This is a genomic window from Tsukamurella sp. NPDC003166 (assembly GCF_040611135.1).
Lineage (GTDB): Bacteria > Actinomycetota > Actinomycetes > Mycobacteriales > Mycobacteriaceae > Tsukamurella.
This window is the reverse complement of sequence record NZ_JBEXNL010000005.1, coordinates 113,714-140,280: the sequence shown is the minus strand read 5'-3', so window position 1 is coordinate 140,280 and position 26,567 is coordinate 113,714. Positions and strand designations below refer to the sequence as shown.

Sequence of the window (26,567 nt, the reverse complement as noted above, 5' to 3'; positions counted from 1 at the left end):
CGGTGAACGTTCCATGAACACCATCATCACCTCGATGTACAGCGGGACAACTTGTATAGACACCACGCTCCGGGTATTGCCAATCTCGGGCGCGGACCGTCACGCTGGACGACATGAACACCGCAGTGGACGTCCTCGTCGTCGGAGCCGGCATCGTCGGGCTGGCGCACGCGGTCGAGGCGCTGGATCGCGGCCTGACGGTGACCGTCATCGACCGGGACCACCGGGCGATCGGGGCCTCGATCCGCAACTTCGGGCACGCCTGCGTGACCGGGCAGTCCGGCGACCTCGCCGAGCTCGCACACCTCGCCCGTGACCGCTGGCTGGACCTCGACGCCCGCGCCGGGCTCGGTGCCCGTACCACCGGAGGCCTGGCCGTCGCCCGGCACGCGACCGAGCTCGCCGTCCTCGAGGAACTCGCGGACCGGCGGGCCGGCGAGGTGGAGCTGCGGACGGCGGCGCAGGTGCGCGACGCGCTGCCGGGCGGCGGCGCCGACGACGTGATCGGCGGAGCGGCACTGCTGGCCGACCTGCGGGTCGATCCCCGCGTCACCGTCGCCCGGCTGGCCGACTGGGTCGGCGCCCAGGACCGCGGCGAGGTCCGGTTCGGCACCACCTACCTCGGTTTCGACGGCGTCCGCGCGCACACGAGCCGTGGCGCGATCGCGGCGGAGCGCGTCATCGTGTGCGTCGGGCACGACCTCGACCACCTGTTCCCCGACCTCGCCGAGGAGAACCGCGTCGAGCGATGCGCCCTGCAGATGGCCCGCGCCGCGGATCCCGGCGCCGTCGTGGCGCCCGCCGTCCTCACCGCGACCTCGCTGCTGCGCTACCCCGCCTTCGCCGAGACCGCGGCCGCCGCCGCGCTCCGCACGCGGATGGCGTCCGAACGTCCCGACCTGCTGGCCATCGACGCCAACGTCATGTTCACGCAGCGCCCCGACGGCACGCTCATCATCGGAGACTCGCACCACACCGACCGCACGGTCGAACCGTTCCTCGAAGAGGCCGTCACCGAGACCCTCCGCGCCGAGGCGGCCCGCATCATGGGCCTCGACCAGCTGCGGATCATCGAGCGCTGGCAGGGCGTCTACGCGTCCAGTGCGTCGCGCCCGTACCTCGTCGCCGAACCGGAGGAGCGCCTCAGCGTGCGCATCGTCACCTCCGGTGTCGGCATGACCATCGCGCACGGGCTCGCCCGGCGTCACTTCCCCACCTGACCGAACACCCGGCACACCCCACCCCACCTCCGCTTCACTGAAAACGAAGGGCAATCCCCCATGCGCATCACCCGTTCCCTCAGCGCGATCACGGCCGTCGCGGCGGTGTTCGCCGTCGCCGCGTGCGGCGGCACCGGCGGCGGATCCGGCTCGTCGGACACCGTCACCGTCTACAGCGCCGACGGCCTCGGCGACTGGTACAAGACCGAGTTCGCCGACTTCACCAAGCACACCGGGATCAAGGTCTCGCTCGTCGAGGCGGGCTCCGGCGAGGTCGTCTCCCGCGCGCAGAAGGAGAAGGCGAACCCGCAGGTCGACGTGCTCGTGACCCTTCCGCCGTTCATCCAGCAGGCCCAGCAGCAGGGCTCGCTCGTGAAGTCCGATGTCGACACCTCGGCGGTGCCCGCCGAGCTCAAGTCCGCGGACGGCACCTACGTCGCCGTGGTCAACAACTACTTCGCGATGATCCGCAACACCGCCGCACAGCCGAAGCCCGCCGACTGGGCCGAGTTCACCGGTCCCGCGTACAAGCAGAAGATCCAGTACTCGACGCCCGGCAAGGCCGGCGACGGCACCGCCCTGCTGCTGCTCCTGCAGCACGTCATGGGTAAGGAGGCGGCCCTGAAGTACCTCGCCGACCTCCAGCCGAACAACGTCGGCCCGTCGACCTCCACCGGCAAGCTCGGCCCGAAGACCTCCAAGGGCGAGCTGACGGTGGCCAACTCCGACGTCCAGATGGCCCTGGCCGCGATCGCCGCCGACAAGGTCGCCTACGAGGTCTTCTACCCCACCTACGCGGGCAAGCGCACCACCCTGCCGCTGCCGTACTACATGGGCCTCGCCGACAAGGCGCCCCACTCCGCGAACGGTAAGAAGCTGATGGAGCACCTGCTGTCCAAGGACGTCCAGCAGAACGTTCCGGAGAAGGCCTGGGGCGCGCCCGTGCGCACCGATGTGACCCCCGCCGGTCCGCACTGGGACGCCTTCCGCACGGCGCTCGACGGCGTGGAGATCTGGAACCCGAACTGGGATCAGGTGCTCACCGGCCTCGACGCCGACGTGAAGGAGTACGACAAGGCGACCGGTCAGTGACCGCGCCGAAGCGCATCGTCGCACCGAAGGGCCTCGACGACGACGCCGTGGACCGCACCGTCCGCCGTCGGGCGGCGGTCGGGGTGGAGAACGTGAGCGTCGTCTACGGCGACACGACCGCCCTGCGGGACTGCAGCTTCCAGGTCGCCCGCGGCGAGACCGTCGCACTGCTGGGGCCGTCCGGCTCCGGCAAATCGACCGCCCTCAAGGCGATCGCCGGCTTCGAGCGGGTCTCCTCGGGCGCCGTCACCATCGACGGCCGCGATGTCACACACCTGTCTCCCGCGAAGCGCGGCATCGGCATCGTCGTCCAGAGCTACGCATTGTTCCCGCACATGACCGTCGCCAAGAACGTCGCCTTCGGACTGCGCTCGCGCGGCGCCGAACGGTCCGCGGTGGCGCCGCGGGTCGCCGAGGTACTGGGGATGGTCGGCATGGGCGAGTACGCGGACCGACTGCCCCGGCAGCTGTCCGGCGGCCAGCAGCAGCGCGTGGCGATCGCCCGCGCGCTCGCCACGCGGCCGGAGGTCGTGCTGCTCGACGAGCCGCTCTCGGCCCTCGATGCCGGCATGCGCAAGGACATGCTGGGCGAGCTGCAGCGGCTGCGTGCCGAGCTGCCCGATGTCGCGATGGTCTACGTCACGCACGACCAGAGCGAGGCGCTGGCCCTGGCGGACCGCATCGCGATCATGCGCGACGCCCGACTCGAGGCGATCGGTACCACCGCCGAGCTGTTCCACCGGCCGCCCACGCGATTCACCGCCACCTTCCTCGGCGGCGCCGATGTCCTGCCCGGCGGTGCACTGCGCACCTCCCGTCCCCTGCCCGACGGTGACCACCTCCTGGCGGTCCGGCCGTGGGCGTGGCGGTTCACGCGGACGGCGCCGTCGAACGGGCTGCGCGTGACGGTCGAGCAGGAGCAGTGGCGCGGCTCCGTCCGGCACGTGACCGCGCGGATCGTGAAGACCGGCGAGACGATCGGCGTGGACGTGCCGGTGCTCGAGGACGCACCGCTGCGCGCCGAGACGCTCTGGGCCGAGGTCGATCCCGGCGATGTCATGGTGGTCCCGGCGTGACCGCGGTCCTGGACGCCCCACCGGCGCCGCCCGCGCCTCCGGCGGATCGACGGCTCGCCGCGCCGCGGTGGGTGTGGGTACTGCCGCCGGTCGCGCTCGTCCTCGTGGCGGTCGTGTACCCGCTGATCGGGATCGTCTCGCGCACTTTCACTGACAAGGCGGAGCACCCGGCCGGGTTCGCGACCTGGCGCGACACGCTCACCGACGGCGCGGTTCTGCGTGCGCTGGGCACGACGCTCGAGGTCGCGGCGCTGTCGACCGCCGGCTGCCTGATCGCGGGCACGTTCCTCGCCCTGGTGCTCGCGTTCGTCCCGTTCCCGGGAGCGGCGGCGGTCGCCCGATTGATCGAGGTGGTCGTCTCGTTCCCGAGCTTCCTGATCCCGCTGGCGCTCGGCGTGCTGCTCGGGCCGGTCGGCGTCCTGCAGGCGGTCGGGCTGCCCACCGGCTCGTTCACCACCTCGCTGTGGGGCGTCGTGCTCGCGGAGATCGCCTTCTACACGCCCTTCGTGGTGCGGCCGATGCTCGCCGCGTTCGGCCTCATCCCGACGGTGCAGATCGACGTCGCCTCGTCGCTGGGCGCCGGGCCGCTGCGGATCATCGCCCGGGTGATCCTGCCCGCGGCGCTGCCCGCCCTCGCGGCGGCCGGATCGCTGACCTTCCTGCTGACGCTCAACGAATTCGGGATCGTGCTGTTCACGGGCGCCAAGGACGTGATCACCGTGCCGATGCTCGTCTACACCCGGTCGATCGTCGGCCAGGACTTCGCGTCGGCGGCCGTCCTCGCCACGGTCCAGTTGCTCATCTCCGTCGGCGCGTACGCCCTGTACCGCGCCCTCATGAAGAAGGGAACACGCTGATGCTGGTGCGCAATCCGGCGGCGCGGGTCGCCGTCTGGGCCGTGTTCGCGCTCGTGCTGCTGGGACTGGTGATCACCCCGATCGCCGTCACGGTGATCACGGCGTTCAGTGCCAGCTGGACCTCGGTGCTGCCCTCCGCCCTGACGACGGCACACGTCGCGGACGTGTTCACACCCGAGAACGCCGCCAGCATCGGGGTCTCGGTGCAGACGGCGATCCTCGCCTCGGCGGTCGCGGTCGTCGCGGGCACGTGGGCCGCACTCGCGGTGCCGAACCTGCCGGGCCGCGCGCGGGGCGTGGTCGACGCCTTCTTCCATCTGCCGGTCGCGGTGCCGTCGGTGGTGGTCGGCCTCGGCGTGCTGGTCGCCTTCTCGGCCCCACCGATCGTGTTGGGCGGCACCCCGGCGATCGTGGTGCTCGTGCAGGCGATCCTCGTGTTCGCGTTCGCCTACTCGATGGTCTCCGCGGCGGTCTCGCAGCTGGACCCGATGCTGGACAAGGTGGGCGGCTCGCTCGGCGCCTCGCCGCTGCGTCTGCTGGTCACGGTGCGACTTCCGCTGCTGGCCCCCTCGATCGCCGCGGCCGCCGGTCTGTCGGTGGCGCTGTGCATGGGCGAACTCGGCGCGACGATCATGGTCTACCCCGCGTCCTGGCGCACCCTGCCCGTCACGGTGTTCACCCAATCGGACCGCGGCGATCTGTTCGGCGCGGCCGCGAACACCATGTTCCTCGTGCTGGTCACCGTCGTCATCCTCGGTGTGCTGTCGACGTTCCGGCGGCGCGCCTGATCTGTCGCGTTCGGACGGTGGATCCGTCCGTCAGCGCGGTGGTCCTGCGGCGCGCCCACTCGCGATCGCCGAGAGCGTCTGCACGACCTCGCGCGGTGCGGCGTCCTTCCGCCGTACCGCGCGCAGGCGTCGATGCAGGTCGATGCCCTCGGTGGGGACCTCGACCAGCCGCCCGTCCCGGAGTTCCGCCGCGACGGCGAGTTCGCTGAGCACGGCCGCGCGTCCGCCCGCGGCCACCATGATCTTGACCGCGGCGTTGGTGCCCAGCGCGATGGATCGCGGGTCCGGCTCGAGCCCCACGCGGCGCAGCGCGGCCTCGAGGGCGTCGCGGGTGCCGGCGCCCGGCTCGCGGGTCACCAGTGGGAGCTCGGCGAGCTCGGCCGCCGTGACGGGGCGAGCGGGGCCGCGCCGCGCCAACCGGTCTCCGGGCGCCGCGACCAGTAACATCCGGTCGGTCCGGACCGTGCGCGAGGCGAGGTCGTCGGGCACCGTCGGGCCCTCGATGAAGCCCAGGTCCGCGACGTGCGCACGGACATCGGCGATCACCGCGGCGGAGTTGCCGACGGTCAGGTGCACCGGCTCGTCGGTGTGCTCCCGCAGCCGGGCGAGCCAGGCCGGCATGAGGTACTCGGCGATGGTCTGGCTGCAGGCGATCCGCACGGTGTGGTCGGATCGGAGCGCCTCCGCGCCCGTCTGCAGGGCCGACATCGCGGTCACGACGGTGCGCGCCCACTCCGTGACAGCCGCGCCCTCGGGCGTGAGCTCCGCGCCCCGCGTGCGTCGGTCCAGCAGGTCCAGACGGAGCTGACGTTCCAGATGTCGCAGCCGCGAACTCGCGCTCGGCTGCGAGATCGAGCACTCCCGCGCCGCGGCCGAGATCGAGCCGAGGTCGGCGACGGCCACGAGGAGTCGCAGCGATTCCACGGACGGCATTTCCATAGCGTGATTCTATGGGTAGATAGGAGCCCTGTGGGTACCGGTCGCCGCGATCCGGCGAGAAGGTGGACCCATGCACGCGATGACCACCACTGCCCGCCCCGCCGGACCCGCCCCGTCCGGCCTGTGGCGCGACCTCCGCAGCCCGTGGGAGGCCGTCTCGAACCTCACGCCCAACTGGTTCGCCGCGGTGATGGGTACCGGCATCATCGCGAACGCGGCCGTCGGTCTGCCGGTCCATGTGCCCGGCCTGCGCACGGCCGCGGCGGCGGTGTGGATGCTGGCGGCCCTGCTGCTCGCGGTCCTCACCGCGGGCACGGTCGCGCACTGGGTCCGGTACCCCGCGTTCGCGCGCCGGCACCATCGCGACCCCGTGATCGGCAACTTCTACGGCGCGATGGCGATGGCCTTCCTCACGGTCGGCATCGGGTCCGTGCTGGTGGGCCGCGACTGGATCGGGGTGACGGCCGCGCTTGCGCTGGGCGGCACGCTCTGGGTGGTCGGCACGACGCTGGGTCTGTTCTTCGCCCTGCTGATCCCCGCGCTGATGATCCGCGGCGGCCACTACCGGTCGGACGCGGCCTTCGCCGGTTGGCTGATGCCCGTGGTCTCCCCCATGGTGACCGCCGCCGGCGGCGCGGTCCTGCTCCCGTACGCCCCGGAGGGCGCCGTCCGTGTCTCGCTGCTGTGGTTCAGCTATGGCTGCTTCGCCTTCACCCTGGCCGCGTCGCTGATCGTGCTGCCCGCCGTCGTGCTGCGCCTGCTGCGCGGCCCCCTCTGGGCGGCGCCGATGATCCCCACCGTATGGATCGTGCTCGGTCCGCTCGGACAGTCGATCACCGCGGCGAACGGCCTCGGATCGACGGCCCACCTCGCTGTGACCCCCGACCTCGCGGCGAATCTGCAGCGCTTCGGCACGGACTACGGCTGGACTGTCACCGTGGCCGTCCTGATGTGGACCGCGGTGGCACTCGTGCTCACCGCCCGCACCGCGCTGGGGACACCGCACGGCCTGCCGTACGCCCTGACCTGGTGGTCCTTCACCTTCCCCGTCGGGACCTGCGCCACCGGCTTCAGCGCGATGGCGGTAGCCACGGGTGCCACCGGATACGCGCTGCTGGCGGTCGCCTTCTTCCTCGGCCTGGTCGCCGGGTGGGTCGCGGCCGCTCGCGGGACGTTCACCCGCGCGGTGGTCAGCGGCGCCCTCCTCCGTCACCCCGCGCTCGCCGCCTGAATCACCGCAGAAAAGCAAGGCTCACCCCTTGCTGTTACTGGATGCAAGTCTCTACACTTGCGAGATGATCGTCGTCACTGCCGACCAGCGGGGCAGCCGCTCCGATTCCGACAGGGTCGAGGCGGCCCTCGCCCTGTTGTCACCCCTCGCCTGGCTCCGCACACCCGACCGGACAGCCGGCGATGAACTGCAGGCGGTGACCGACGACGCCGCAGTCGCGGTCGATGCGGCGCTCGAGCTGCTGGCCGACGGGCACTGGAGCGTCGGGATCGGGACGGGCACCGTCGAGCTGCCGCTCCCCGACCAGACCCGAGCGGGCAGGGGCCGCGCCTTCGAGGCAGCGCGAGAGGCGGTGGAGGCCGCCAAGGGCGTCGCCGTTCCCGTGCAGGTCAGAGGTGCCGACGGTGCCGTCGCCGCACGCGCCGAGGCGATCCTGTCAGTGCTCGGCCTTATCGTGGGCCGCAGATCACGGGAGGGACGGGAGGTGACCGCGTTGCTGAACACGGGCATGTCGATCACGGCCGCGGCGGCGGAGCTGGGGGTGTCGCGTCAGGCGGCGTCCCAGCGGGCGGCGGCGGCGGGTTGGTCGGTCGAGCCGGCGGGGCGCGCGCTGGCGATCGAGTTGCTGGGCGCGGCCGATGCGGCGTCGTCCGCAGATCCGGGGGTCGCGCGGTGATCGCCCTGGTCATCGTCCTCCTGCTCGCGGCCGCCGGCGCCGGGGTGATCGTCGCGCGCCGCGGCACGGAGGGCGTCGCCGGCGTCGTGGCGGCGGCGATCCCCGCCGTGCTCGTCGGCGCGGCCGCGCGCGTCGCGGCCGTCGTCGCCGCGATGGCGGGCGGCAGCGCGCTGGTGACCGCCGCGTTCACACTCGCCGGCGCGACCGGCCGGGACGGCCCCGATCCCGCGCCCGAGAGCGGCGATACCGAGGGCGAGCGGTCCGACGGTGCGCCCGTTCCCGAGTCGCCGCTGCGCGGCGGCCTCGCGATCGGAGTGCTCGAACGGGCCGCGATCGCGGTGTGCGTCCTCGCGAACTTCGCCGCCGGCCTCGCCGTGATCGTGGCCGCCAAGGGTCTGGCCCGCTACCCGGAGCTGCGCAATCCCGGCGCGGCCGAGCAGTTCATCATCGGCACCTTCGTCTCGGTGCTGTGGGCCACGGCGTGCGCCGGGACGGCGGTCGCGCTCGGGAGGTGATTCGTCCGTCGCCACCCGGTCCTCGTCCGTCGCCCCTCCGGAGACGGCCGATCGGGGCCTCCGATCAGTAGTCCCGCTGCGGCTCCTGCGCGTGCTGCGGCGGGGTGAGGCCCGGCTGCTGCACCTCGTACGGCGACTGCTGCCACGGCGCGGCGCCCTGTCCGAGCGGCAGCTGCGCGGTGGCGTCCGCGGGCTGCACGGTCTCCGGATCCGGAGCGGCCCCGGCGGGCTTCGTCGTCGGCACGATCGGGGCGTCGGGCACCTCGTCCTTGGTGACCACGACGGGCGCCACCGGCTCCGGCGTCTCGAACCAACCCGAGGTGTCGATGTCCGGCGCGGTCGCGGGCGCGTCCTCGGAGGGCTCGAACCGGAACACGCCGTCGGATCCCGGCGTGCCGAGGTTGCGCATGAAGCCCTGCAGCGCGGCGTTGAAGTCGCTCGGCACCACCCACACCTTGTTCGCGTCGCCCTGGGCCATCTCGGGGAGGGTCTGCAGGTACTGGTAGGCCAGCAGCTCGGGTGTGGGGCGGCCGGACTTGATGGCCGAGAAGGTGGTCTCGATGGCCTTGGCCTCGCCCTGCGCCTCGAGGTAGGCGGCGGCCCGTCGGCCCTCGGCGCGCAGGATCTCGGCCTGACGGTCGGCCTCCGCCGCGAGGATCGCGGCCTGGCGCTCGCCCTCGGCCAGGAGGATCCGACTGGCCTTGTCGCCCTCGGCCGACTTGATGGCGGCCTCCCGGTGCCCCTCGGCCGAGAGGATGGTCGCGCGCTTCTCGCGGTCCGCCTTCATCTGCTTCTCCATCGACTCCTGGATCGACGGGGGCGGGAAGATCGACTTGAGCTCGACCCGCGCGACACGCAGGCCCCAGCGGGACGTGGCCTCGTCGAGCACGCCGCGCAGCTGGCCGTTGATCTTCTCGCGCGAGGTCAGGGTCTCCTCGAGGGTCATGCCGCCGACCACGTTGCGCAGCGTGGTGGTGGTGATCTGCTCGACGCCGACCACGTAGTTGCTGATCTCGTACACCGCGGCCTCGGGCCGGGTCACCTGGAAGTAGACGACGGTGTCGATGTTCACCGTCAGGTTGTCCTGGGTGATCACCGGCTGCGGCGGGAAGGACACGACCTGCTCGCGCAGGTCCACTCGGGCGCGCACCGTGTCGATGAACGGGATGAGCAGCGCCAGTTGGCCGGACACCGTCTTCGTGTACCGGCCGAGCCGCTCGATCACCGCCGCCTGGGCCTGCGGGACCAGCACCAGTGCCTTCACCAGCACCACGACCGCCGCGAGGATCAGTACGACGAGTACGACCAGCCCGATTCCTATGCCGTCCATGCCTCTTCCTCTCCGTTGTGGGTCTTCGTCAGCTGTCGACCACGATCGCCACGGCACCGTCGATCTCCACGATCGTCACCTCGGCGCCGATCGGGATCGCGGCCCCCTCGTACGGGGTGCGCGCCGACCACTCCTCGCCGCCGATCATGACCCGACCACCATCGGTTCCCGACACGGCCTGCAGGACCCGGGCTTTCGTCCCGGGGAGCGATTCGAGGTACGACGGTGCGTCGCCCCGCTTGCGCTCGACGTACCGCCGCAGCGGCGGGCGCACCAGGAGCAGGAACGCGACCGACGACAGCGCGAACACCAGCCCCTGCGCCCATAGCGGCAGGGTGAACACGCCCGTCACCCCGGCCGTGACGAGTGCGCCGCCGCCGAGCATGAGCAGGGTGAACTCGCCGGCCGCCGTTTCCGCCACGGCCAGCAGGATCGCGCCGATGAGCCAGAGCGCCGCTGCCACACCTCGATCCTGCCAGAAACCGGTCAGCCGCTGCGAGGATCCCCGACACGGACGCGGCGGTGCCCGCGGCTGGTGTTCAGAGCGGATACGGCGGGGCCCCCACACCCACGAGACGGTAGGTGCCCCACACCGTCTTATCCGTGACCATCGCGGGCGAGCCCGCTCCCCCGCCGACGGACACCGTGACGCTGCCGCGCGGCATCTTCTTCAGCGCCGCACCGATCTCCTGGTCGTCGACGGTGCCGTACCAGTGGTAGTTGCCGTCGAGCGGCTCGAGGTGGCCGGCGAGCCGGACCGGCGACACCGCCTCGTAGTCGCCGGAACGGAACACCGCCGATCCGGTGTACACGCCCTCGTCGCGGACGTGGTCGTTGGACAGGTCGATCGCGTCCCGGTCGGGGCGCGATGGCCGGCGCCGCCCGCGCTGGATCCACCGCGCGGTCACGGGCGGCCGGGACAGGATCCGGGTCGCGGCCTCGGTGTACATCCACGTCAGCCACGCCTGCAGCGTCTGGAGCTGCTCGTGCGAGCCGTCGGTGAGTACGAGGTTCGGCACGCCGTCGACGAGCATCCCGAGGTAGGCGCTCTCCGCGTCGGTGGGCCCGACCGTGCCCGGCGGGATGACGCGCGGATCGAGTGCGGGCACGGCGATCTCGGCGGTCGTGCCGGGCAGGATCACCAGGTCGTAGTCCAGCGCCCCCGCCGGGGTCGTCACGGTCCACGCGTCCCGGTCCGGCCGGAACCGCAGGCCCACCACGTCCGACGGTGCGATGACGGCCCCGTCGACGCCCGGGACGCGAGCACCGATGACGACGATGCGCGGCGCGTCCGCCGTGCTCACGCGAGGAACCCCGCCTTGCGCCACGACCACCGCGCGAACGTGCCCATGAGCCCGACCGAGTCGAGGAACCGGCCGAGGTCGCGGAAGCCGTCCTGCTTGGCCTTGATGTGGTGCGGGTTGGTGATGGCGGCGCGATAGGCGGCCTTGGCGTCCAACCCGACGCGCGCGTACATGCGCGGGTTCGCGAAGAGCATGCGGAATCCGAACGCCGCCCCGGCGTGCAGGTTCCCGACCACGAGGGTCTGCAGTCGGGTGCGGCCCGCCACGCCGCGGCGAGCCCCGTCCCGGGCGTAGCCGATGTGCCGCGCCTCCTCGGTGACGTGGATCTGCATGAGCCGCGCGACGATCGGCTGCAGGTCCGGATCGTCCTTGATCTGCCGCTGCTGCGCGTCGAAGATCTCCTCGCCGACGAGGGCGGCGATCCACACGGCCTGGCCGCGGATGACCGGCGCGAGGACGTACTTCACCACCCCGAGCTGCCAGCCCCGCAGGCGGTACGGGCGCTCACCGACGCGGTCGATGACCTTGCCGAACATCACCATGTGGCGGCACTCGTCGCCCATCTCGGTGAGCGAGTAGAAGGCGTCGCGCGAGGTGGGGTCCTTGGAGAGCAGGTCGCGCAGCAGCAGGCGGTTGAGCAGGTTCTCGAACCAGATGCCCATCGAGAGCAGGTTCACCATCTCCTGCTTGGAGAGGGCGATCTGCTCCTCACGGGACATGGCGTTCCAGAGGTCGGTGCCGTACAGGGTGCACATGTGCGGCGGCAGGAAGAACTTGTCCGGGTCGATCGGGGCGTCCCAGTCGATGTCGACGACGGGCGCGTAGGAGCGCTTGACGGAACCGCCGAGGAGTCGATCGGCCACGCTCTCGCGGGTGCGTTCGGGCAGAGTCGTATCGGTCATGTGGCGAACGTAACACCGCGGGCAGACAGAGTCCAGAATTCTGTCTATCTCCCCAGGTTGTCGGGGTGTCTATCGCACGAATTGGGCCCGCGCCGGGATGACGAAGGTCTGGGCGTACCGTCGGCCGGCCTCGATGTTCGCCGACGACGGTCCGCGATGGTCCGGCCCGTCGACCAGGCCCTCGACGGGCGGCAGCGGGGTGAGCAGGAGCGAATGCAGCTGCCGGACGAAGAAGTCCGCCATCGCCTCGACATCGGCGTCGTCGCGGTACTCGTCGCGCCGGATCTCGCGGAGGAAGAACCGTCGGCCCTCCTGGATCTGCGGGGAGTCGCCGTGGATGTACGGGAGGATCAGCGCCGGGCTCATCGCGAGCACCCGCTGCAGAGCCCGGTGTTCCCGCAGGTAGGCGTAGGCGTAGGCGAATCCGGCCGCGAGCCGCTCGTCGTTGTCGGCGATCGGATCGGCGTACGCGTGGATCCTGCTGTAGAACTTCTCGAGCTCGCTCGCGACGACCGCTTCGACGAGGGCGTCCTTGCCGGTGAAGTGCTGGTAGAGCGTCGCGCGGGCCAGTCGCGCCCGCTTGGCGAGCGCGCCCATCGAGATCCGCGTCAGTCCCGCCTCGTCCACCCAGTCGAGTGCGGCGCGCAGGATCTGCTGCCGGGTGTCGGGTTTCGTCGTCGGGGTCGATGCCACCTGCGGATTCTATCCCCGAGCCGAGCCGAACACCGTCAGGAATCGGGTTCCGTGACGAAGTCCACGAGGCGTTCGACCGCGCCGATCAGCGACGCGTCGAGGTCGCGGAACGAGGTCACCGCGCCCTGCACACGCCGCCAGCCGTCCTGGGGCGTGCCCCAGCCGAGCCGCCTGCAGGTGCCGGTCTTCCAGTCCTCGCCGCGCGGCACGTCCGGCCACGCCGCGATCCCGACGGCCGACGGTTTGACCGCCGCCCAGATGTCGATGAACGGGTGGCCGGTGACCATGACGTACTTGCCCACGGACTGCGTCATCCGCGACTCCTTCGAACCGTCGACGAGATGGTCGGCGAGCACGCCGACCTTCCGTCCCGGGCCCGGCTGGAACTCCGCGAGCCGATCGCCGAGGTGATCGAGGCCCTCGAGCTGCTCGACCACGACACCCTCGACGCGTAGGTCGTGGCCCCACACCCGCTCCACGATCGCGGCGTCGTGGATGCCCTCGACCCAGATCCGGCTGGGCAGCGCCACGCGCGCCTTCACGCCCTCCACCCGGGTCGAGCCCGAGGCACTGCGCTGCGGGCCCGACGGTGCCGCTACCCGGGGCCTGACGAGCGTGACGGGCCTGCCGTCGATGAGGAACGCGGCCGGGCGCATCACGAACACGCGAACCTTGCCACGCCCGTCCTCGAGCTTGACCAGGTCGCCGTCGTAGCTGCGGTCGAAGCCGACGACGGCCCCGCAGAAGCCGGTCGCCGCGTCCTCGACCACGAGGTCGCGGTCGGCCGGGACCTCGGGGACGATCCGCGCCTTCTTGCTCGCGTGCCCGGCGTAGATGTCGCCATACCTGTTCGCCACGGCCAGCAAGTCTACGGCGCGGGATCCACGTACTGCGTGAAGCCGTAGCGCGTGTGCGGACCGATCGCGCCGAACTCGAACAGGCCCTCGCCCTCCTCGGTGCGGCCGTCCGGGTGCCGGACGGTGCACGTCGCCAGGTATTCGACGGGGACGAGCATCGTCAGGTTCACATCGAGCTCGGACACCCGGAAGCGCCGGCCCTCGACCTTCTCCTCCCCCTGCCACATGCCGTGCCGCCAGTCCTGATCGAGGCCGTAACCGGTGCCGAACCCGAAGTGGTTGGCGGTGAGGATCGCGATCTCGACCTCCGTCCGCGCACCGTCGGAACCCGTGAACGCGAGCCGGGCGGCCCGGGCCTGCCGGGTCCCGGAGACGAAGTCGATGTCGTGGGCGACGTGGCCGAGCCAGCGGGGCTCGGCACCGTCGTGCGGGATCCAGGTGGCGTCCTCGACGACCGGCCGCCCACGGATGTCCTCCTGCAGGACGACGCAGATCGTGGCCTCGGGCAGGCGCAGGACGGAGTAGATCCAGAAGAAGTTGCCGGCCTCGGTGACGCGGCGGCCGGGCGGCTCGGCCTCGCCGACGGGCCGCACGCCCCACGACCGGTCGCGATTGCCGCGCCAGGTGCTGGCGTCGAACCGCTCACCGTCGACGGTCAGCCGCCCCTCCCAGGAGCCGACCTGGACGAACCGCTGGGTGTCGAAGGTGACCCGCTCGAGCTGCCGGTGGAAGTGCCGCGGCTCGAGGTGCGCGGGGCCGGTCGCGGTGAAGGTGAGATCGAACGCGAGGTCGTAGTCCGCCCCCGGCTCGAGGACGATCCGCAGCCGCTCGAGCCCCTCCACCACCTCCAGCCGCAGCGGTCCGACGACGGTGTCCGCGCGGTCCGCCCCGAGCGCCTTCGACGCGCGGAAGACGATCTGGTCGTCGCCGTGCCGCGCGACGGCGAAGCAGTCCACCACGCCGAGGTTCGGATAGACGCCGAGGCCGAGCACCAGGAAGGGCTCGTCCGCGGTGCCGTTGTGCGCGTTGAAATAGTAGCGGTCGTAGAAGTTGCGGTCCGACGTCGCGGGGTGGCGGATCACCTCGGCGACCTGGTGGACCGGGAGGTCGTCGGCCGGCGACAGCGGCGAGCCGCTCCAGGTGCGCAGGCGCGATCCCCGCTTCGCCCCGGTCACGGCACGGCCTCCCAGTAGGTCCCGTCGAGCATCTTCTCGATGCTCGCGCGGTGGAGGATCATGTCGTCGGGATTCTCCGGCGGGGCGGAGGCGCCGAAGTCGATGGCCCGGGTCTGGATCCGGTACATGATGACGCCGTGGACGATCGCGGCGTACGCGGTGTAGAAGTCCATCTCCCGCGGCACGTGGCCGGTACGCTCGGCGTACCGTCGCTCGACTTCCTCGCGGCGGAGGAACCCGGGCAGGCCGGGCAAGCCGGCCAGCTCGGCGAGGTCCTGGAAGAAGCGGTGCAGGTACACGAACCAGCCCAGGTCCAGTTCGCACGGCCCGACGGTGGCCATCTCCCAGTCCAGCACCGCGACGGGGGTGTTGCCGGAGTACATGAGGTTGCCGATCCGGGCGTCGCCCCAGGTGAGGACCGCGTCCGCATGGTCCGGGAGATTCGCCGCCGCCCACGCGAGCGCACGGTCCACCACGGGGGCCCGACGGTGCCCCTCCGCCGCCCAGTCGTAGAACGCCCGGAGCCGCCGCAGGTGCGCGGCGAGAGCCGTCTCCCCCGGCTCCGGCATCGGGAGCCCGCCGTCCGGCGGGGTGACGCCGTGGATCGTCGCGAGGACGTCGACCGACGCATCGCCGAGTTCCCGCAGGTCCGCGTCGGTGGAATCGGGTCGCCAGGCGCCGAACGTGTAGGGCATGACGTCCGGTGGGACCTCGCCGTCGATCCGGTCCATGACCAGGAAGGGCGCCCCGATCACGGACGGGTCCTCCTCGACCCACAGGCACGACGGTGCCGCCACCCCGTGGCTCCGGACGTGCCGCATGACGGCGAACTGAGCCGGCAGGTCGTAGCTCGGGAACACCGGATCGGACTCCGGACGGGGCGCGACGCGGATGACGAGGCGCCGCTCACCGTCGCCGAACCGGACCGAGGCGAGCAGGGTCTCACTGGACATGCCGTTGCCCTCGGGTAGGTGAAGGTCGAGCACCTCCGCGCCCGGTTCGCGCACGGCGAACCATTGCTGCAGCTGGGCGCGCACCTCGTCCGGGGTGCGCTGCGAGGAGGCCGGGCGGGCCTGCTCGGCGAAGGTGTCCGATTCGGTCATGCAGGCCAGGGTAGATCCGTGCGGCGTTCGCTAGAACATGTTTCAGAAATTCGGCGGGATCCGGCGGACGCAACGGCCTTGTTTCTGAGCGACAACAGCGACGTCGGTGAGAGTCGATAGGCCGATTCGTGTCAGATCCGTTGGCTACAGTTCCGTCATCATCCGAATCGGTCTTCGCGAAGGAGTCGCCATGACTGACGAGAGTCCAGACCCGCTTCAGACGGAGCTACAACTGACGGAACGCCAGATCCTGACCTGTCGAGCACATCAAGCCCGAATGCTCGAGTTGGACGCCGACGCCACAGGAAAGGATCGTTCACGACTCCAGAAGCGCGACCACCTCTACACCTTCGTAGACGGCTACCTCGATGCCGTCGCATCCGAATCGACCTCCGGCTGGGTGCCTCGCGAACTTCTGGATGCTCGCGGCAGGTCCGTCACCACACGACTGGACACCCTCGTATCCTTGGCGCCAACTCTCTCCGCGGAGATAGACGAGCGACGGATCGCGCTCATCATTCTCGCCGAATTGATGACCTTCGCCCCGTGGAACGACGGCAATAGCTGGCAGAAAAACGCCAGGTCAAAGGCTCTCGAGATCGCTGCCCGAGATTTCTCCGCCCTGCGAGACGACGATCTTGCATCGATGTCCGCGCAATTGGATGATCTACTCAAAGCGCTTCGACGCCAGTCGATCAGATGGGGCCGGATTGCCGCTGTTGCCGCAGCGGGCGCTGGGCTCGGTGTACTCACGGGCGGCCTTGCCGCCCCAGCGATCGGTGCCGCAGTCGGCAGTTCGATGGGACTCTCCGGCGCTGCAGCGACATCGGCCGGATTGGCCGCGCTCGGCGGCGGTTCGTTGGCCTCAGGAGGCTTCGGTGTGGCCGGTGGAACGTTTCTGATCTACGGCGTCGGTGGGGTGACATTCGCCGGAGCCGCAGCCGCCGGATCGAGGTTCACACCGCTCGTGGCTAACGCACTGGTCACCGAAGCGGTGAAGCTCGACCTCATTGCCCGCATGGTGCTGGCCGACGCACCCGATTGCGACGAGAAGATACGGCGAGTGGTCGAGAGCCTTCAGGAACGCATCAACAGACTGAATGATCGAACACTCATATTGATCGCCAAGATCGATTCACTACGGAAGGAGAAGGCAGACAGCGAGAGCGAGAACGCGAACCTCAAGGAAGAGATCCAGGCACTGAGGTCCGAAGTCGAACGAATGAGATCGGCGCGAGCCACGCTGACCGTCGTCCGCAATCGTCTCCCCGAAGGAGCGACGTCATGAACGAGGACGTCGTGCGAAACCTCGACACGCAGAGCAGACGGCTCAACATGATCGACGATGCGATTACGGCCGCACTGAGTGACGACGAGCCTCTCATCGCGTTGCGGGAGAGTCCACGTCAGCAGTCGCATCAAGAACTGACGGCGTACAACGATGCGCTTCGTGCCGAACACGACTGGGCCCAGATCGACCTCGATGCATGTCTTACAAGCGAGCAACGGGCTGCGTGGGACCTCTGGCGGAGTAGGACCCGACTCGACTGGCAGACCTCCGACTACCTCGCGGTCGGCTCAGCGGGGTTGATCGGCTTCCTCAGTTCGTGGTTCGACACCGCGATTGACGGAGCAGTACGGGATCGACTCAGGGCCCTCACCGACACCGTTCTCGGTCAGACTCTCGAGGCCGGCGGAAAGCAACTCCCGGTCGACTTCATGGGGCCGGGATTCGGTGGTCGCGCACATCGTGTCAAGTCGGCCGGACATGACCTGGCACGGCCGATCGAAGCTATTCGTCAAGTGATGGCCGGAGAGTTCAGCGGAATTCGTTGGGTGGATGGCGCTCCCATGCATGTCGTCGACGGTCGCTACGCGGCTCTACCGTTTGCAGAGGCAGCGGTGAAGCTCGGTCAACACCTGTTGGCCGACGTCGTCACCCCGATGAGCCTGCCCATTCCCGGTATGTCTCGCCTGTACGAATCCGACTCGGAGGCTATCCGGCGCTTTGCACTCCACTCGTACAGCGGACTCGGACAGAACGCCGGCTGGAACGTTCGGAGTGGAATTCTGACACCGGGCATGACTGTCCTCATCACCGAAATTCTGATCAGAACGTACGTGCACGCCGACGCCTACCAGCGAACGGGGTCGGCTGAACTCGACTGGCCACAGCAAAGACGTCGGACCGAGCTGCTACTCGCCGCCCACGGTCTCGTATCCGCGATCTCCCTAGGCCGGACAGCCGCAGTCGTAGCTGCGAACAGCGCGGCGGGAACGCCGCTTCGCGCCCTCCATCCGTCGCACATCCGCCACGCGAACATCCCTGCACTCCTGAGGACGGGCACACTTGCCGCGAGTGCTGTTGCCGACAGCTATCGCGCCTCCAGGATCCCCAGTGCTCGAACGTGGGAAGAACTCGTACTAGCCACCGCACAGCCGTGGCAGCTCGACCTCGTGGACCGGATCGAGGCGCTCGGGCAGGCTGCTGAATAGGGCAACCGAGCGCCGCCATGACGGCACGTCGACCGCGACGGGGCTACGCTCGATAGCCATGAGTTCCACCGTCGCCACCCTCGCACGCCGCGCCACCGCCGGGCCCGCCCAAGGCTTCGCCGTGTGGTCGTCGGCGTGGCTCGCGGGCTCGGCGGGCACGGACGAGCTGCTCGCGGCGCTCGGCGAGTGGGCGCCGGTGCAGTCCGTCGTCGACGGCGACCTCCCCGACCTGCTGGCCGAGATCCGCGCGCTGGAGCCGCACGCCGTCCGGCTGCTGCTGCCGGCGCCGGGCGACGCGCGCGGGCTGCCCGCCGGCACCGACCTGGAGCAGGCGGCGCTGGCGCGCGGCGAGGTCGTCCTGTTCGACGGCGCGTCGTCCACGATCGCGCTGGTGCCGACGCCCGAGGCAGGCGACGTGATGCGCTGGCGGGCCTTCCTGCACGAACCCGCCCTCGTCGACCCGGACCCGATGCCGCTGGGCGGCGCCGAACAGCAGTTGCGCAGCGCGGTCCGGGAGGCACCGTCGGCCCTCGCCGGCCTGCCGCCCGCGCCCGACGCGTCCGACGACCCCCGGCGCCTCGTCATGGAGCTGACCCGCTACCTGGGTGCGCACCGGCTGCCCCTGGGAGCCACCGAGCGGGCCCACCGCGTGCTCGACAGCGCAGGGATGGTGGAGGCGATCCTGCTGGTCGCGGGCGCGGAGAACCCCTACGCCGGACTCACCCTCGCGTCCGCGCAGGGAGGCGACGCCGCCTACCGCGACCTGTGGCGCACCGTCCGTGCCGCCCGCGTGGCGGCCGTCAACGCGGTGTGCCGCGACGAACTCCGGGGCTGAGTGACGCTCACGATGTCGTGTTCTGCGGCCCCGGACGTGCGCTGACGCACCTCCGACGCACCAGAACCCGACATCCTGAGGTCACGCGCGGACGGGCCGCCGCACCGCCGGGCAGCAGCCCTCGACGCAGGCGGCACCGTCGACGCTGACACCGAGCCCGGACGACCGGCCCGCATCGGCATCGTCGACCAGGTCGGCGACCATGGCGGCGAACCGCGGGTCGTGGATCGGTGTGGCGGCGCGGGCGAAGGGCATGCCGAGCTCGGCCGCGAGGTAGCGGGCCTCGGTGTCGAGGTCCCAGATCACCTCGAGGTGGTCGGAGATGAAGCCGATGGGCACGACCGCCACGCCGGGCACCCGCTCGTCCCACAGCGCCTGGATGTGGTCGCAGATGTCGGGCTCGAGCCACGGCACCTGCGGCGGGCCGGAGCGGGACTGCCAGACCACGTCGTGATCCGTCCCCAGCCGGGCGGCGACGTTCGCGGCCGCGTCGCGGACCTGGCGCGAGTACAGGTTCGACACCCCGGGCGGACCGGAATTGACGTCCGCGGCCTCCGGGATGGAGTGTGCGGTGAACACCAGGCGCGAACCGGCCGGCACCGTCGCCAGCGCCGCCGCGGCGGCGTCGGCGAAGCAGTCCAGGAACAACTCGTGATCGGAGAACTGGGGCAGCTTCGTCAGCCTCGGCGCCCCTGCACCGACGGCGGCCAGCGCGCGGGCGATGTCCTCGTCGTACTGCCGACAGCCGGAGAAACCGCCCCACGCGGAGGTGGCGAAGACGAGAGCGTCGCGCATGCCGTCGTCCTTCATCCGCGCGACGGTGTCCTCGATCATCGGATGCCAGTTCCGGTTGCCGAAGTAGATCGGCAGGTCGCGGCCCCGGCGGTCGAACTCCTCCGAGACGGCCGCGATCAGCGCACGGTTCTGCTCGTTGATCGGCGAGACGCCGCCGAACCGCAGGTAGTGCTGTTCGACGGCGTCCAGCCGCTCGGGTGGTACGCCACGACCCCGTACGACGTTCTCGAGGAAGGGCCGCACGTGGTCGGGGTGTTCGGGCCCTCCGAAGGAGAGCACCAGCAGCGCGTCGTGGCTCACGACTGGGCGTTGATCATTTCCTCGGGGAACCACGTGTTGTGGCTGGCGCCACCGTCGACGTAGACGATGGAACCGGTGGTGCCGGGCAGCCAGTCGGAGAGCAGCGCGCAGACGCTCTTACCCACGACCTCCGGGTCGTCGACGTTCCAACCGATGGGCGAGGCGCCGTCCCAGTACGTGTTGAGCATGTTCAGCTTCTTGGCGTCGTCGGTCGCGGTACCCGAGATCGCCTTGGCCGCAAGGGTCTTGATCGGGCCGGCGGCCACCAGGTTCGAGCGGATCTTCTTCGCGTAGCCGACCTCGCGGGCGACGTAGCGGTTGACCGACTCGAGGGCGGCCTTCTGCACGCCCATCCAGTTGTAGTCCGGCAGCGCGGTACGGGGGTCGAAGTCCATGCCCACGATGGAGCCGCCCTCGTTCATCACGGGCAGCACGGCGCGCGCCAGCGAGGCGTAGCTCCACGCGGAGATCTCGAAGGACTTCGCCACGTCGGGGCCGGGGCCCTCGAGGAAGGGAAGCGCGTCCGGGCCCATCAGGGTGCGGGGAGCGAAGGCGATCGAGTGCAGCACGCCGTCGATGCCCTCGGGTGCGAGCTCTCGGACCTTGTCGGCCAGCGCGCCCAGGTACTCCTCGTCGGTGATGTCGAGCGGGATCGCCGGCGGCACCTCCTGCGGGAGGCGCTTGGCGATCCGGTCGATCAGGCGGAGCCGGTCCGGGATGCCGGTGATGATCACCTTGGCACCCTGCTCCTGGGCCACCTTGGCGGCCGAGAACGCGATGGAGGCATCGGTGATGATGCCGGTGATCAGGATGGTCTTGCCTTCGAGCAGTCCGGTCACGGACGTGCCTCCTTCAGGTTTTCGGGTGCTGCTGTGCTGGTTCGACGGTGCGCCGTAGCGCCTAGTGGCCCATGCCCAGGCCGCCGTCGACGTTGATGACATTGCCGGAGACGTACGAGGAGTCGTCCGAGGCGAGGAACGAGACCACGGCCGCGACCTCTTCGGGCTGGCCCATCCGCTTCGCCGGGATGGCCTGCTTGACGGCGGTCTCGGTGTACTCGGCGGGCAGATCGCGGGTCATGTCGGTGTCGATGAGGCCGGGCGCGATCACGTTGGCGGTGACGTTGCGGGCGCCGAGCTCGCGGGTGACCGAGCGGGCGAGGCCGATGACGCCGGCCTTCGAGGAGGCGTAGTTGGCCTGGCCGGGCGTGCCCATGAGGCCGACGACCGAGCCGAGGTAGATGAAGCGGCCCCAGCGGTTCTTGAGCATGTCGCGGGTCGCGGCCTTGGTGACGCGGAAGGCGCCGGTGAGGTTCGAGTTGATGACCTTCTCGAAGCTCTCGACGCTCATGCGCATGAGGAGGGTGTCCTCGGTGATGCCGGCGTTGGCGACGACCACCTCGACGGGGCCCTGGTGCTCGGCCACCGTCTTGAAGGCGGCGTCGACCGACTCCGTGTCGGTGACGTCGCACTGCACGCCGAACAGGCCCTCGGGGGCGCCGGAACCGCGGTGCGTCACGGCCACCTTGTGACCGTCGGCGGCCAGGCGCTGGGCGATCGCCAGGCCGATGCCGCGGTTACCGCCCGTGACGAGGACGGACCGGGGCGTGAATTCAGATGTCGACATGGAAGACAACGTATCAATCGCCCGCGCGAGCGGGGAAATCTCCGGGTATCCGGCAGCGTGTCACGGCAGCCGCCGGTTGTACGCCACGGCGCCCGCCGCGCCCAGGACGAGCAGCACCGTTCCCCAGAGCACCCAGACCCGGGAGTTGTCGCCCTTCTGCATCTCCCAGCCGATCTCGTCGCGCAGCGTGCCGTACGCCTGGTTGAGGTCGCTCAGCGACGACGCGGAGAAGAACTGGCCGCCCGAGAGGTCTGCGATCTTCTTCAGGGAGGCGTCGTCGACGGGGACGGGGATGTTCTGCCCCTCGATGCTGACGGTGCCGCCCGGCGTACCGAAGGAGATGGTGGAGATGGGGATCCCCTCCTCCTTGGCCTTGCGCGCCGCGGTGAAACCCCCGCGGGGGTCGTCGAGGTCGGTCGGCACGGTCTGCTTGCCGTCCGATTCGAGGATGATCCGGGCCGGCGGCGCGTTGTCCTTGCCGCCCAGCACGTCCCGGATGTTCTTGATCGACTGGATCGCCGCGTAGATGCCCTCGCCGGTGGCGGTGCGCTGAGCGAGGTCGAGGTGGTCGATCGCGTTGGTCGCCAGGGACCGGTCGGGGGTCGGCGAGACGAGCAACTGCGCGGTGCCGGCGAAGGACACGATGCCGAGATTCATCCCGGCGGGCAGTTCGCCGACGAACTTCTTCGCCGCAGCCTTGGCCGCGTCGAGCCGATTGGGACTGACGTCGGTCGCCTGCATCGAGAGTGACACGTCGATGACGAGGACGACCGTCGCCTTGCTGCGCGGCACCTTGCGCATGGCCTGCGGCCCCGACAGCGCGATCATCATGAGGATCAGTCCGACGCTCAGCAGCGCCAGGGGCACGTGCCGCCACCGGCTGCGGCCGGGTGGTGCCACCGAGTCGAGCACCGTCATGTTCGCGAATTTCAGCGCGCGCTTGTCCCGGCGCCGCTCGTTGTAGACGTACCCGGCCACGATGGCCAGCACCACGAGGATGCCCAGCAGCCAGATCGGGGTGGCGAGCGAGGTCAATCCGCCCATCTAGGAAGCACCAGCCAATCCACGTCGGCGTGCGGCGACGAACCGCACGATGTCGGCCAGCCAGTCGCGGTCGGTGCGCAGCTCGAGGATCGGCGCGCCCACGCCGCGCAATGTCCGGGCGACCTGCGCGCGGTGCGCCTGCGCGGCCGCCGCGAACCGCTCCTGCAGGTCGGGCGTGACGGTGAGCTCGCGGACGGCGCCGGACTCGGCATCGCGCAGGGCGATCTCGCCGACCGCCGGGAGCTCGACATCGCGGGGATCCAGGACCTCGACGGCCAGCACCTCGTGCCGCGCGGCGAGACCGCGCAACTCGCGGACGTAGTCCACGTCGCCGAGGAAGTCGCTGATCACCACGATCAGGCCGCGCGGCTGCTCGGGCCGGCGCAGCGCATCGAGCGCGATGCGCAGATCACCGCGGGTGCCCTCGACGGCCCGAGGGGCCGTCGCGATCGCCTTGAGCACCTTCTGCCGCTGCGCGCGGCCGGATTTCGGCTGGACCCGGACCAGCTGCGCACCGTTGCTCACCAGGCAGCCCACGCGGTTCGCGGCGCCGCTGACCAGATGCACGACCGCGGCCGACGCGGCGACGGCGAGGTCCCGCTTGGTGCCACCGGTGGACCCGAAGTCCATCGACGCGGACAGGTCGACCACGATCCAGGTCTGCAGCTCGCGGTCGGCGATCATCTGCCGCACGTGCGGGTGCGTGGTGCGCGCGGTGACCGACCAGTCCATCAGCCGGACGTCGTCGCCCGGCGTGTACGGGCGCGATTCCCCCGGCTCGGAACCGGGACCGGGCAGCAGGCCCTGGTGATCGCCCTTGAGGACACCGTCGAGCCGACGTCGCACGAGCAGCTCGAGGGTCTTGAGCGACGCCTGCATGCGGGACTCGTCGACCTCGCCGCCGGCGAAGCTCGGGAGCGGGGCGTGCGGCATCGTCAGACCTGGGGCTGGTGCGCGGGCACGAACTGCTGCTGCGGCACCGCCTGCCCCACGACCTGCGGCAGCGCGACGGTCTGCAGGACCCGGCCGATCGCCTGATCGGGGGTCACCTCGTCGGCCAGCGCGTCGTAGCTCATGACCAGACGGTGCCGGAGCACGTCAGGGATGATCTCGACGACGTCCTGCGGGACGACGTAGTCGCGGCCGCGGAGCAGCGCGAGCGCGCGGGCGGCGGCGACGATGCCGAGGGTCGCGCGCGGCGAGGCGCCGTAGGTGACCCAGGAGGCGACGTCGTCGAGCCCGAACTCGCGCGGCGTGCGGGTCGCGGCGATCACGCGGACCACGTAGTCGACGAGGGCGTGGTGCACGAAGACCTCGCTCGCGGCGCGCTGCAGGCGCTGCACGGTCGCGGGGTCGAGTACCTGGGACGGGGTGGGCGGCGTGGTGCCCATCCGGTAGACGATCTCGCGCTCCTCCTCGATCGAGGGATAGCCGACGACGACCTTGAACAGGAAGCGGTCGCGCTGCGCCTCGGGCAGCGGGTAGACGCCCTCGTTCTCGATGGGGTTCTGCGTCGCGAGCACCAGGAAGGGATCGGGCATCGGGTAGGTCCTACCGCCGATGGACACCTTCCGCTCCGCCATCACCTCGAGCAGCGCCGACTGCACCTTCGCGGGAGCACGGTTGATCTCGTCGGCGAGCAGGAAGTTCGCGGAGACCGGTCCGATCTCCGTGTCGAACTGCTCCTTGCCCTGCCGGTAGATGCGCGTACCGACGAGATCGGAGGGCACCAGGTCGGGCGTGAACTGTATGCGGGAGAAGGAGCCGCCGACGACCGTCGCGAAGGTCTCGACCGCGAGGGTCTTCGCGACGCCCGGGACGCCCTCGAGCAGGACGTGGCCGTTCGCGAGCATGCCCACGAGGATGCGCTCGACCAGCTGATCCTGGCCCACGATCACGCGCTTGACCTCGTACACGGCCCGCTCCAGCAGCTTGACCTCATCGGTCGAGGCGGCACCGCCCGTCCCGTTCTCCAGCCCCTGAGAATGCGTCACGCAAGACCCCTTCGTCGTCGTTCCCCCGGCCCGCGCGGGCCCGTCCGATCCGGGCCGTCACGGCCCACTCCCACGAGAGTACGCAATCGTCGGCGGTCAGCTGTTGATCACGCGGACGCCCTGCGACAGGAAGGTCGAGGCGTCGAAGGGAGCGATCCGCACCGCACCACCGGACTGGGGCGACTCGAGGATCTGGTTGTTGCCCAGGTACATGGCGACGTGCTGCGTGCCGCCGGGACCGCGGAAGACCATGTCGCCGCGCTTGAGCTGGCTGATCGGCACCTTGTTTCCGGTCGTGTATTGGTACCCGGAGTACTTGGGCAGCGCGATGCCGACGGCCGCGTACATGTACGCCATCAGGCCGGAGCAGTCGAAGCCGACGCGGTTGAAGTCTCCGTAGCTGTCGGCGACGCCGCCGTCGCGGACGCCCTTGGTGGCGCCGTTCCAGCTGCCGCCGCCCCAGGCGTACTGCACGCCGATGACCGACATGCCCCGCTGGATCACGGTCTCGATCATCTGCGCGCCGGTCATGCCGGCGGCGCTGGTCGCCGCCTGTGCGGCGGGCGCCGCGGCGGCCGGTGCCGTCTGCCCCGTCACGGCGCCGAACGGGTTGCTGAACAGCGACGACGCCTGGCCGACGATGCCCTGCGCGAACGTCCGGGCCGCGGCCAGCGGATCCGCGGAGTCGACGGTGCCCGCCTGCGCCGGAGCCGCTGCGGCCGGGGCGGCCTGGGCCGCGGGTGCCGCCGCCGCGGCGGGAGCCGCGATCTGCTGGGTCTGCTGCTCGTCGACGACGTACTGCGCGTAGATCTTCTGCTGCGCGGCGCGGTCGTCGGCGCGCTTGGCCTCATCCAGGGCCCGCTGCGCGAGGGTGCGCTGGGCCGTGAGCCTGGCCTGCTCCTGCTCCTGGGTGCCGAGCGCGGCCACCGTCGTGGTGATGGAGTCCTCGGCGGTCTTCTTCCGCTCGACCGCGGCAGCGGCGGCGGAGTCGGCCTGCACCTTGGCGGCGCGGGCGGCGGTACGGGAGGCCTCGGCGCGAGCCTTCGCGGCCTGCAGGTCGCCCAACGCGACGCGCTGCTTGTCCGCCACGATCCGCAGGGTCGTCGCACGGTCCACGGCGACGCCGGGGTCGGCACCACCGAGCGTGTTGACCAGTGCGCCGGCGCTGTTGCCCTGCTCGTACGCGGCGCGCACGACGGTGTCGAACGTGTCCTGGGCCGTCTTGATCCGCGTGTTCGACTCCGTCACCGCGGTCTCGGACACCTTCACGGCGCCGGTGGCGGCACGCGCGGCGTCCTGTGCGGACTGCAGGTCCACCACGGCGCGGTTGACGGACTGCCGCTTGGTCGCGACGTCTCCGCGCAGGTCGGCGATGCGCTGGTCGGCCTGCGCGATGCGGTCGACCAGGGTGGCGACGACGTTCGCCGGGTTCGTATTGTCGCCGCCGGGCTCGGCCGTGGCGGAGCCGGTGGCCGCCACGGTCCCGACCATCAGCGAACCGGTGGCGACGACCGCGAGCAGCGACCGCGCAGCGATGTTCGTGGCGGGGTGTGCCGTACGCCTCAAGGTGTCTCCCTCAACTCAAGACTCGTTCAGACCCGATGAGTACGCGTGTGCAACACGCACAACATTGGCTTCAGATGTACCGTACGGCACTTTCACAACAATAGAAAACAGTAATCACAAACTACACACGTGTGACTTCGCAGAAAGCGGTAC

The 26,567-nt window shown here is 70.6% G+C and carries 27 protein-coding genes; 11 read left to right on the top strand and 16 right to left on the bottom strand.

Going from position 1 to position 26,567, the window contains the following annotated elements; genetic code table 11:
* Nucleotides 1-113 precede the first annotated feature (113 nt).
* The 5 genes from ABZX10_RS08195 to ABZX10_RS08175 are packed head-to-tail and all read left to right on the top strand — an operon-like array spanning nucleotide 114 to nucleotide 5,033.
* Entirely contained in the window at nucleotides 114-1,220 is a 1,107-nt protein-coding gene (locus ABZX10_RS08195) for a TIGR03364 family FAD-dependent oxidoreductase (RefSeq protein ID WP_355537052.1), read from the top strand.
* Between the two features lie 60 nt (nucleotides 1,221-1,280).
* Nucleotides 1,281-2,312 (top strand): 2-aminoethylphosphonate ABC transporter substrate-binding protein, encoded by a 1,032-nt coding sequence (locus ABZX10_RS08190; RefSeq protein WP_355537049.1) that lies wholly within the window; start codon nucleotides 1,281-1,283, stop codon nucleotides 2,310-2,312.
* On the top strand, nucleotides 2,309-3,388 hold the full coding sequence (locus ABZX10_RS08185; protein WP_355537046.1) for an ABC transporter ATP-binding protein: 1,080 nt from the start codon (nucleotides 2,309-2,311) through the stop codon (nucleotides 3,386-3,388). Before ABZX10_RS08190 ends, ABZX10_RS08185 begins: the two co-directional genes overlap by 4 nt.
* Nucleotides 3,385-4,245, top strand: a complete 861-nt coding sequence (locus ABZX10_RS08180; RefSeq protein ID WP_355537043.1) for a 2-aminoethylphosphonate ABC transporter permease subunit — start codon at nucleotides 3,385-3,387, stop codon at nucleotides 4,243-4,245. Before ABZX10_RS08185 ends, ABZX10_RS08180 begins: the two co-directional genes overlap by 4 nt.
* Nucleotides 4,245-5,033, top strand: coding sequence for an ABC transporter permease subunit (locus ABZX10_RS08175; RefSeq protein WP_355537040.1), 789 nt, complete (start codon nucleotides 4,245-4,247; stop codon nucleotides 5,031-5,033). Before ABZX10_RS08180 ends, ABZX10_RS08175 begins: the two co-directional genes overlap by 1 nt.
* A gap of 30 nt (nucleotides 5,034-5,063) precedes the next feature.
* Here the strand turns inward: ABZX10_RS08175 and ABZX10_RS08170 are convergent, their stop codons facing one another.
* Complete coding sequence (locus ABZX10_RS08170; RefSeq protein WP_355537036.1) at nucleotides 5,064-5,972, bottom strand: LysR family transcriptional regulator; 909 nt, start codon at nucleotides 5,970-5,972, stop codon at nucleotides 5,064-5,066.
* 70 nt (nucleotides 5,973-6,042) lie between these two features.
* Here ABZX10_RS08170 and ABZX10_RS08165 point away from each other — a divergent pair, with 70 nt between their 5' ends.
* From ABZX10_RS08165 to ABZX10_RS08155, 3 genes are all read left to right on the top strand, one after another.
* Entirely contained in the window at nucleotides 6,043-7,203 is a 1,161-nt protein-coding gene (locus ABZX10_RS08165; RefSeq protein ID WP_355537033.1) for a TDT family transporter, read from the top strand.
* Between the two features lie 64 nt (nucleotides 7,204-7,267).
* Nucleotides 7,268-7,879, top strand: a complete 612-nt coding sequence (locus ABZX10_RS08160; RefSeq protein ID WP_355537030.1) for a hypothetical protein — start codon at nucleotides 7,268-7,270, stop codon at nucleotides 7,877-7,879.
* Complete coding sequence (locus ABZX10_RS08155; protein ID WP_355537027.1) at nucleotides 7,876-8,394, top strand: hypothetical protein; 519 nt, start codon at nucleotides 7,876-7,878, stop codon at nucleotides 8,392-8,394. Before ABZX10_RS08160 ends, ABZX10_RS08155 begins: the two co-directional genes overlap by 4 nt.
* A 64-nt stretch (nucleotides 8,395-8,458) precedes the next feature.
* Here the strand turns inward: ABZX10_RS08155 and ABZX10_RS08150 are convergent, their stop codons facing one another.
* The 8 genes from ABZX10_RS08150 to ABZX10_RS08115 form a co-directional block, all read right to left on the bottom strand.
* Nucleotides 8,459-9,724, bottom strand: coding sequence for an SPFH domain-containing protein (locus ABZX10_RS08150; protein ID WP_355537024.1), 1,266 nt, complete (start codon nucleotides 9,722-9,724; stop codon nucleotides 8,459-8,461).
* Nucleotides 9,725-9,752: 28 nt separating this feature from the next.
* Entirely contained in the window at nucleotides 9,753-10,187 is a 435-nt protein-coding gene (locus ABZX10_RS08145) for an NfeD family protein (protein WP_355537021.1), read from the bottom strand.
* A 76-nt stretch (nucleotides 10,188-10,263) separates the two neighbouring features.
* Complete coding sequence (locus ABZX10_RS08140; RefSeq protein WP_355537018.1) at nucleotides 10,264-11,028, bottom strand: DUF4873 domain-containing protein; 765 nt, start codon at nucleotides 11,026-11,028, stop codon at nucleotides 10,264-10,266.
* Entirely contained in the window at nucleotides 11,025-11,930 is a 906-nt protein-coding gene (locus ABZX10_RS08135) for a diiron oxygenase (protein ID WP_355537015.1), read from the bottom strand. Before ABZX10_RS08135 ends, ABZX10_RS08140 begins: the two co-directional genes overlap by 4 nt.
* Nucleotides 11,931-11,999: 69 nt before the next feature.
* On the bottom strand, nucleotides 12,000-12,623 hold the full coding sequence (locus ABZX10_RS08130) for a TetR/AcrR family transcriptional regulator (RefSeq protein ID WP_355537012.1): 624 nt from the start codon (nucleotides 12,621-12,623) through the stop codon (nucleotides 12,000-12,002).
* Nucleotides 12,624-12,658: 35 nt separating this feature from the next.
* The gene (locus ABZX10_RS08125) at nucleotides 12,659-13,486 is read right to left on the bottom strand and encodes a DUF3097 domain-containing protein (protein ID WP_355537510.1); all 828 of its coding nucleotides are present in this window, start codon (nucleotides 13,484-13,486) and stop codon (nucleotides 12,659-12,661) included.
* A 5-nt stretch (nucleotides 13,487-13,491) separates the two neighbouring features.
* Nucleotides 13,492-14,655, bottom strand: a complete 1,164-nt coding sequence (locus ABZX10_RS08120) for a hypothetical protein (protein WP_355537009.1) — start codon at nucleotides 14,653-14,655, stop codon at nucleotides 13,492-13,494.
* The gene (locus tag ABZX10_RS08115) at nucleotides 14,652-15,758 is read right to left on the bottom strand and encodes a phosphotransferase family protein (protein WP_355537006.1); all 1,107 of its coding nucleotides are present in this window, start codon (nucleotides 15,756-15,758) and stop codon (nucleotides 14,652-14,654) included. The genes ABZX10_RS08120 and ABZX10_RS08115 overlap by 4 nt, the downstream gene beginning before the upstream one ends.
* Nucleotides 15,759-15,948: 190 nt before the next feature.
* Here ABZX10_RS08115 and ABZX10_RS08110 point away from each other — a divergent pair, with 190 nt between their 5' ends.
* From ABZX10_RS08110 to ABZX10_RS08100, 3 genes are read left to right on the top strand one after another with little or no spacing between them, the layout of a single operon-like run.
* Nucleotides 15,949-17,046, top strand: a complete 1,098-nt coding sequence (locus ABZX10_RS08110) for a DUF726 domain-containing protein (RefSeq protein ID WP_355537003.1) — start codon at nucleotides 15,949-15,951, stop codon at nucleotides 17,044-17,046.
* Nucleotides 17,043-18,254, top strand: coding sequence for a hypothetical protein (locus tag ABZX10_RS08105; protein ID WP_355537000.1), 1,212 nt, complete (start codon nucleotides 17,043-17,045; stop codon nucleotides 18,252-18,254). Before ABZX10_RS08110 ends, ABZX10_RS08105 begins: the two co-directional genes overlap by 4 nt.
* Before the next feature lie 58 nt (nucleotides 18,255-18,312).
* Nucleotides 18,313-19,089 (top strand): hypothetical protein, encoded by a 777-nt coding sequence (locus tag ABZX10_RS08100; RefSeq protein WP_355536997.1) that lies wholly within the window; start codon nucleotides 18,313-18,315, stop codon nucleotides 19,087-19,089.
* Nucleotides 19,090-19,170: 81 nt separating this feature from the next.
* Here the strand turns inward: ABZX10_RS08100 and ABZX10_RS08095 are convergent, their stop codons facing one another.
* The 7 genes from ABZX10_RS08095 to ABZX10_RS08065 form a co-directional block, all read right to left on the bottom strand.
* On the bottom strand, nucleotides 19,171-20,184 hold the full coding sequence (locus tag ABZX10_RS08095) for a ferrochelatase (protein ID WP_355536994.1): 1,014 nt from the start codon (nucleotides 20,182-20,184) through the stop codon (nucleotides 19,171-19,173).
* Entirely contained in the window at nucleotides 20,181-21,023 is an 843-nt protein-coding gene (inhA, locus tag ABZX10_RS08090; protein WP_355536991.1) for an NADH-dependent enoyl-ACP reductase InhA, read from the bottom strand. Before inhA ends, ABZX10_RS08095 begins: the two co-directional genes overlap by 4 nt.
* Nucleotides 21,024-21,084: 61 nt before the next feature.
* Nucleotides 21,085-21,810 (bottom strand): 3-oxoacyl-ACP reductase FabG1, encoded by a 726-nt coding sequence (gene fabG1 / locus ABZX10_RS08085; RefSeq protein ID WP_355536988.1) that lies wholly within the window; start codon nucleotides 21,808-21,810, stop codon nucleotides 21,085-21,087.
* Nucleotides 21,811-21,870: 60 nt separating this feature from the next.
* Nucleotides 21,871-22,854: a VWA domain-containing protein gene (locus ABZX10_RS08080; RefSeq protein ID WP_355536985.1), complete on the bottom strand. Its 984-nt coding sequence runs from the start codon at nucleotides 22,852-22,854 to the stop codon at nucleotides 21,871-21,873.
* On the bottom strand, nucleotides 22,855-23,787 hold the full coding sequence (locus ABZX10_RS08075; RefSeq protein ID WP_355536982.1) for a DUF58 domain-containing protein: 933 nt from the start codon (nucleotides 23,785-23,787) through the stop codon (nucleotides 22,855-22,857).
* A gap of 2 nt (nucleotides 23,788-23,789) precedes the next feature.
* Nucleotides 23,790-24,848 (bottom strand): MoxR family ATPase, encoded by a 1,059-nt coding sequence (locus ABZX10_RS08070; protein WP_355536979.1) that lies wholly within the window; start codon nucleotides 24,846-24,848, stop codon nucleotides 23,790-23,792.
* A 96-nt stretch (nucleotides 24,849-24,944) separates the two neighbouring features.
* Nucleotides 24,945-26,414: an NlpC/P60 family protein gene (locus tag ABZX10_RS08065; protein ID WP_355536976.1), complete on the bottom strand. Its 1,470-nt coding sequence runs from the start codon at nucleotides 26,412-26,414 to the stop codon at nucleotides 24,945-24,947.
* Between the last annotated feature and the right edge of the window lie 153 nt (nucleotides 26,415-26,567).

Bases quoted from the DNA above. Each gene is read 5' to 3' on its own strand.
- ABZX10_RS08195 (WP_355537052.1), top strand. From the start codon at position 114: ATGAACACCGCAGTGGACGTCCTCGTCGTCGGAGCCGGCATCGTCGGG.
- ABZX10_RS08160 (WP_355537030.1), top strand. From the start codon at position 7,268: ATGATCGTCGTCACTGCCGACCAGCGGGGCAGCCGCTCCGATTCCGAC.
- ABZX10_RS08170 (WP_355537036.1), bottom strand. From the start codon at position 5,972: ATGGAAATGCCGTCCGTGGAATCGCTGCGACTCCTCGTGGCCGTCGCC.
- ABZX10_RS08115 (WP_355537006.1), bottom strand. From the start codon at position 15,758: ATGACCGAATCGGACACCTTCGCCGAGCAGGCCCGCCCGGCCTCCTCG.
- ABZX10_RS08110 (WP_355537003.1), top strand. From the start codon at position 15,949: ATGACTGACGAGAGTCCAGACCCGCTTCAGACGGAGCTACAACTGACG.
- ABZX10_RS08080 (WP_355536985.1), bottom strand. From the start codon at position 22,854: ATGGGCGGATTGACCTCGCTCGCCACCCCGATCTGGCTGCTGGGCATC.
- ABZX10_RS08190 (WP_355537049.1), top strand. From the start codon at position 1,281: ATGCGCATCACCCGTTCCCTCAGCGCGATCACGGCCGTCGCGGCGGTG.
- ABZX10_RS08100 (WP_355536997.1), top strand. From the start codon at position 18,313: ATGAGTTCCACCGTCGCCACCCTCGCACGCCGCGCCACCGCCGGGCCC.
- ABZX10_RS08150 (WP_355537024.1), bottom strand. From the start codon at position 9,724: ATGGACGGCATAGGAATCGGGCTGGTCGTACTCGTCGTACTGATCCTC.
- ABZX10_RS08165 (WP_355537033.1), top strand. From the start codon at position 6,043: ATGCACGCGATGACCACCACTGCCCGCCCCGCCGGACCCGCCCCGTCC.
- ABZX10_RS08075 (WP_355536982.1), bottom strand. From the start codon at position 23,787: ATGCCGCACGCCCCGCTCCCGAGCTTCGCCGGCGGCGAGGTCGACGAG.
- ABZX10_RS08105 (WP_355537000.1), top strand. From the start codon at position 17,043: ATGAACGAGGACGTCGTGCGAAACCTCGACACGCAGAGCAGACGGCTC.
- ABZX10_RS08135 (WP_355537015.1), bottom strand. From the start codon at position 11,930: ATGACCGATACGACTCTGCCCGAACGCACCCGCGAGAGCGTGGCCGAT.
- fabG1 (WP_355536988.1), bottom strand. From the start codon at position 21,810: ATGTCGACATCTGAATTCACGCCCCGGTCCGTCCTCGTCACGGGCGGT.
- ABZX10_RS08175 (WP_355537040.1), top strand. From the start codon at position 4,245: ATGCTGGTGCGCAATCCGGCGGCGCGGGTCGCCGTCTGGGCCGTGTTC.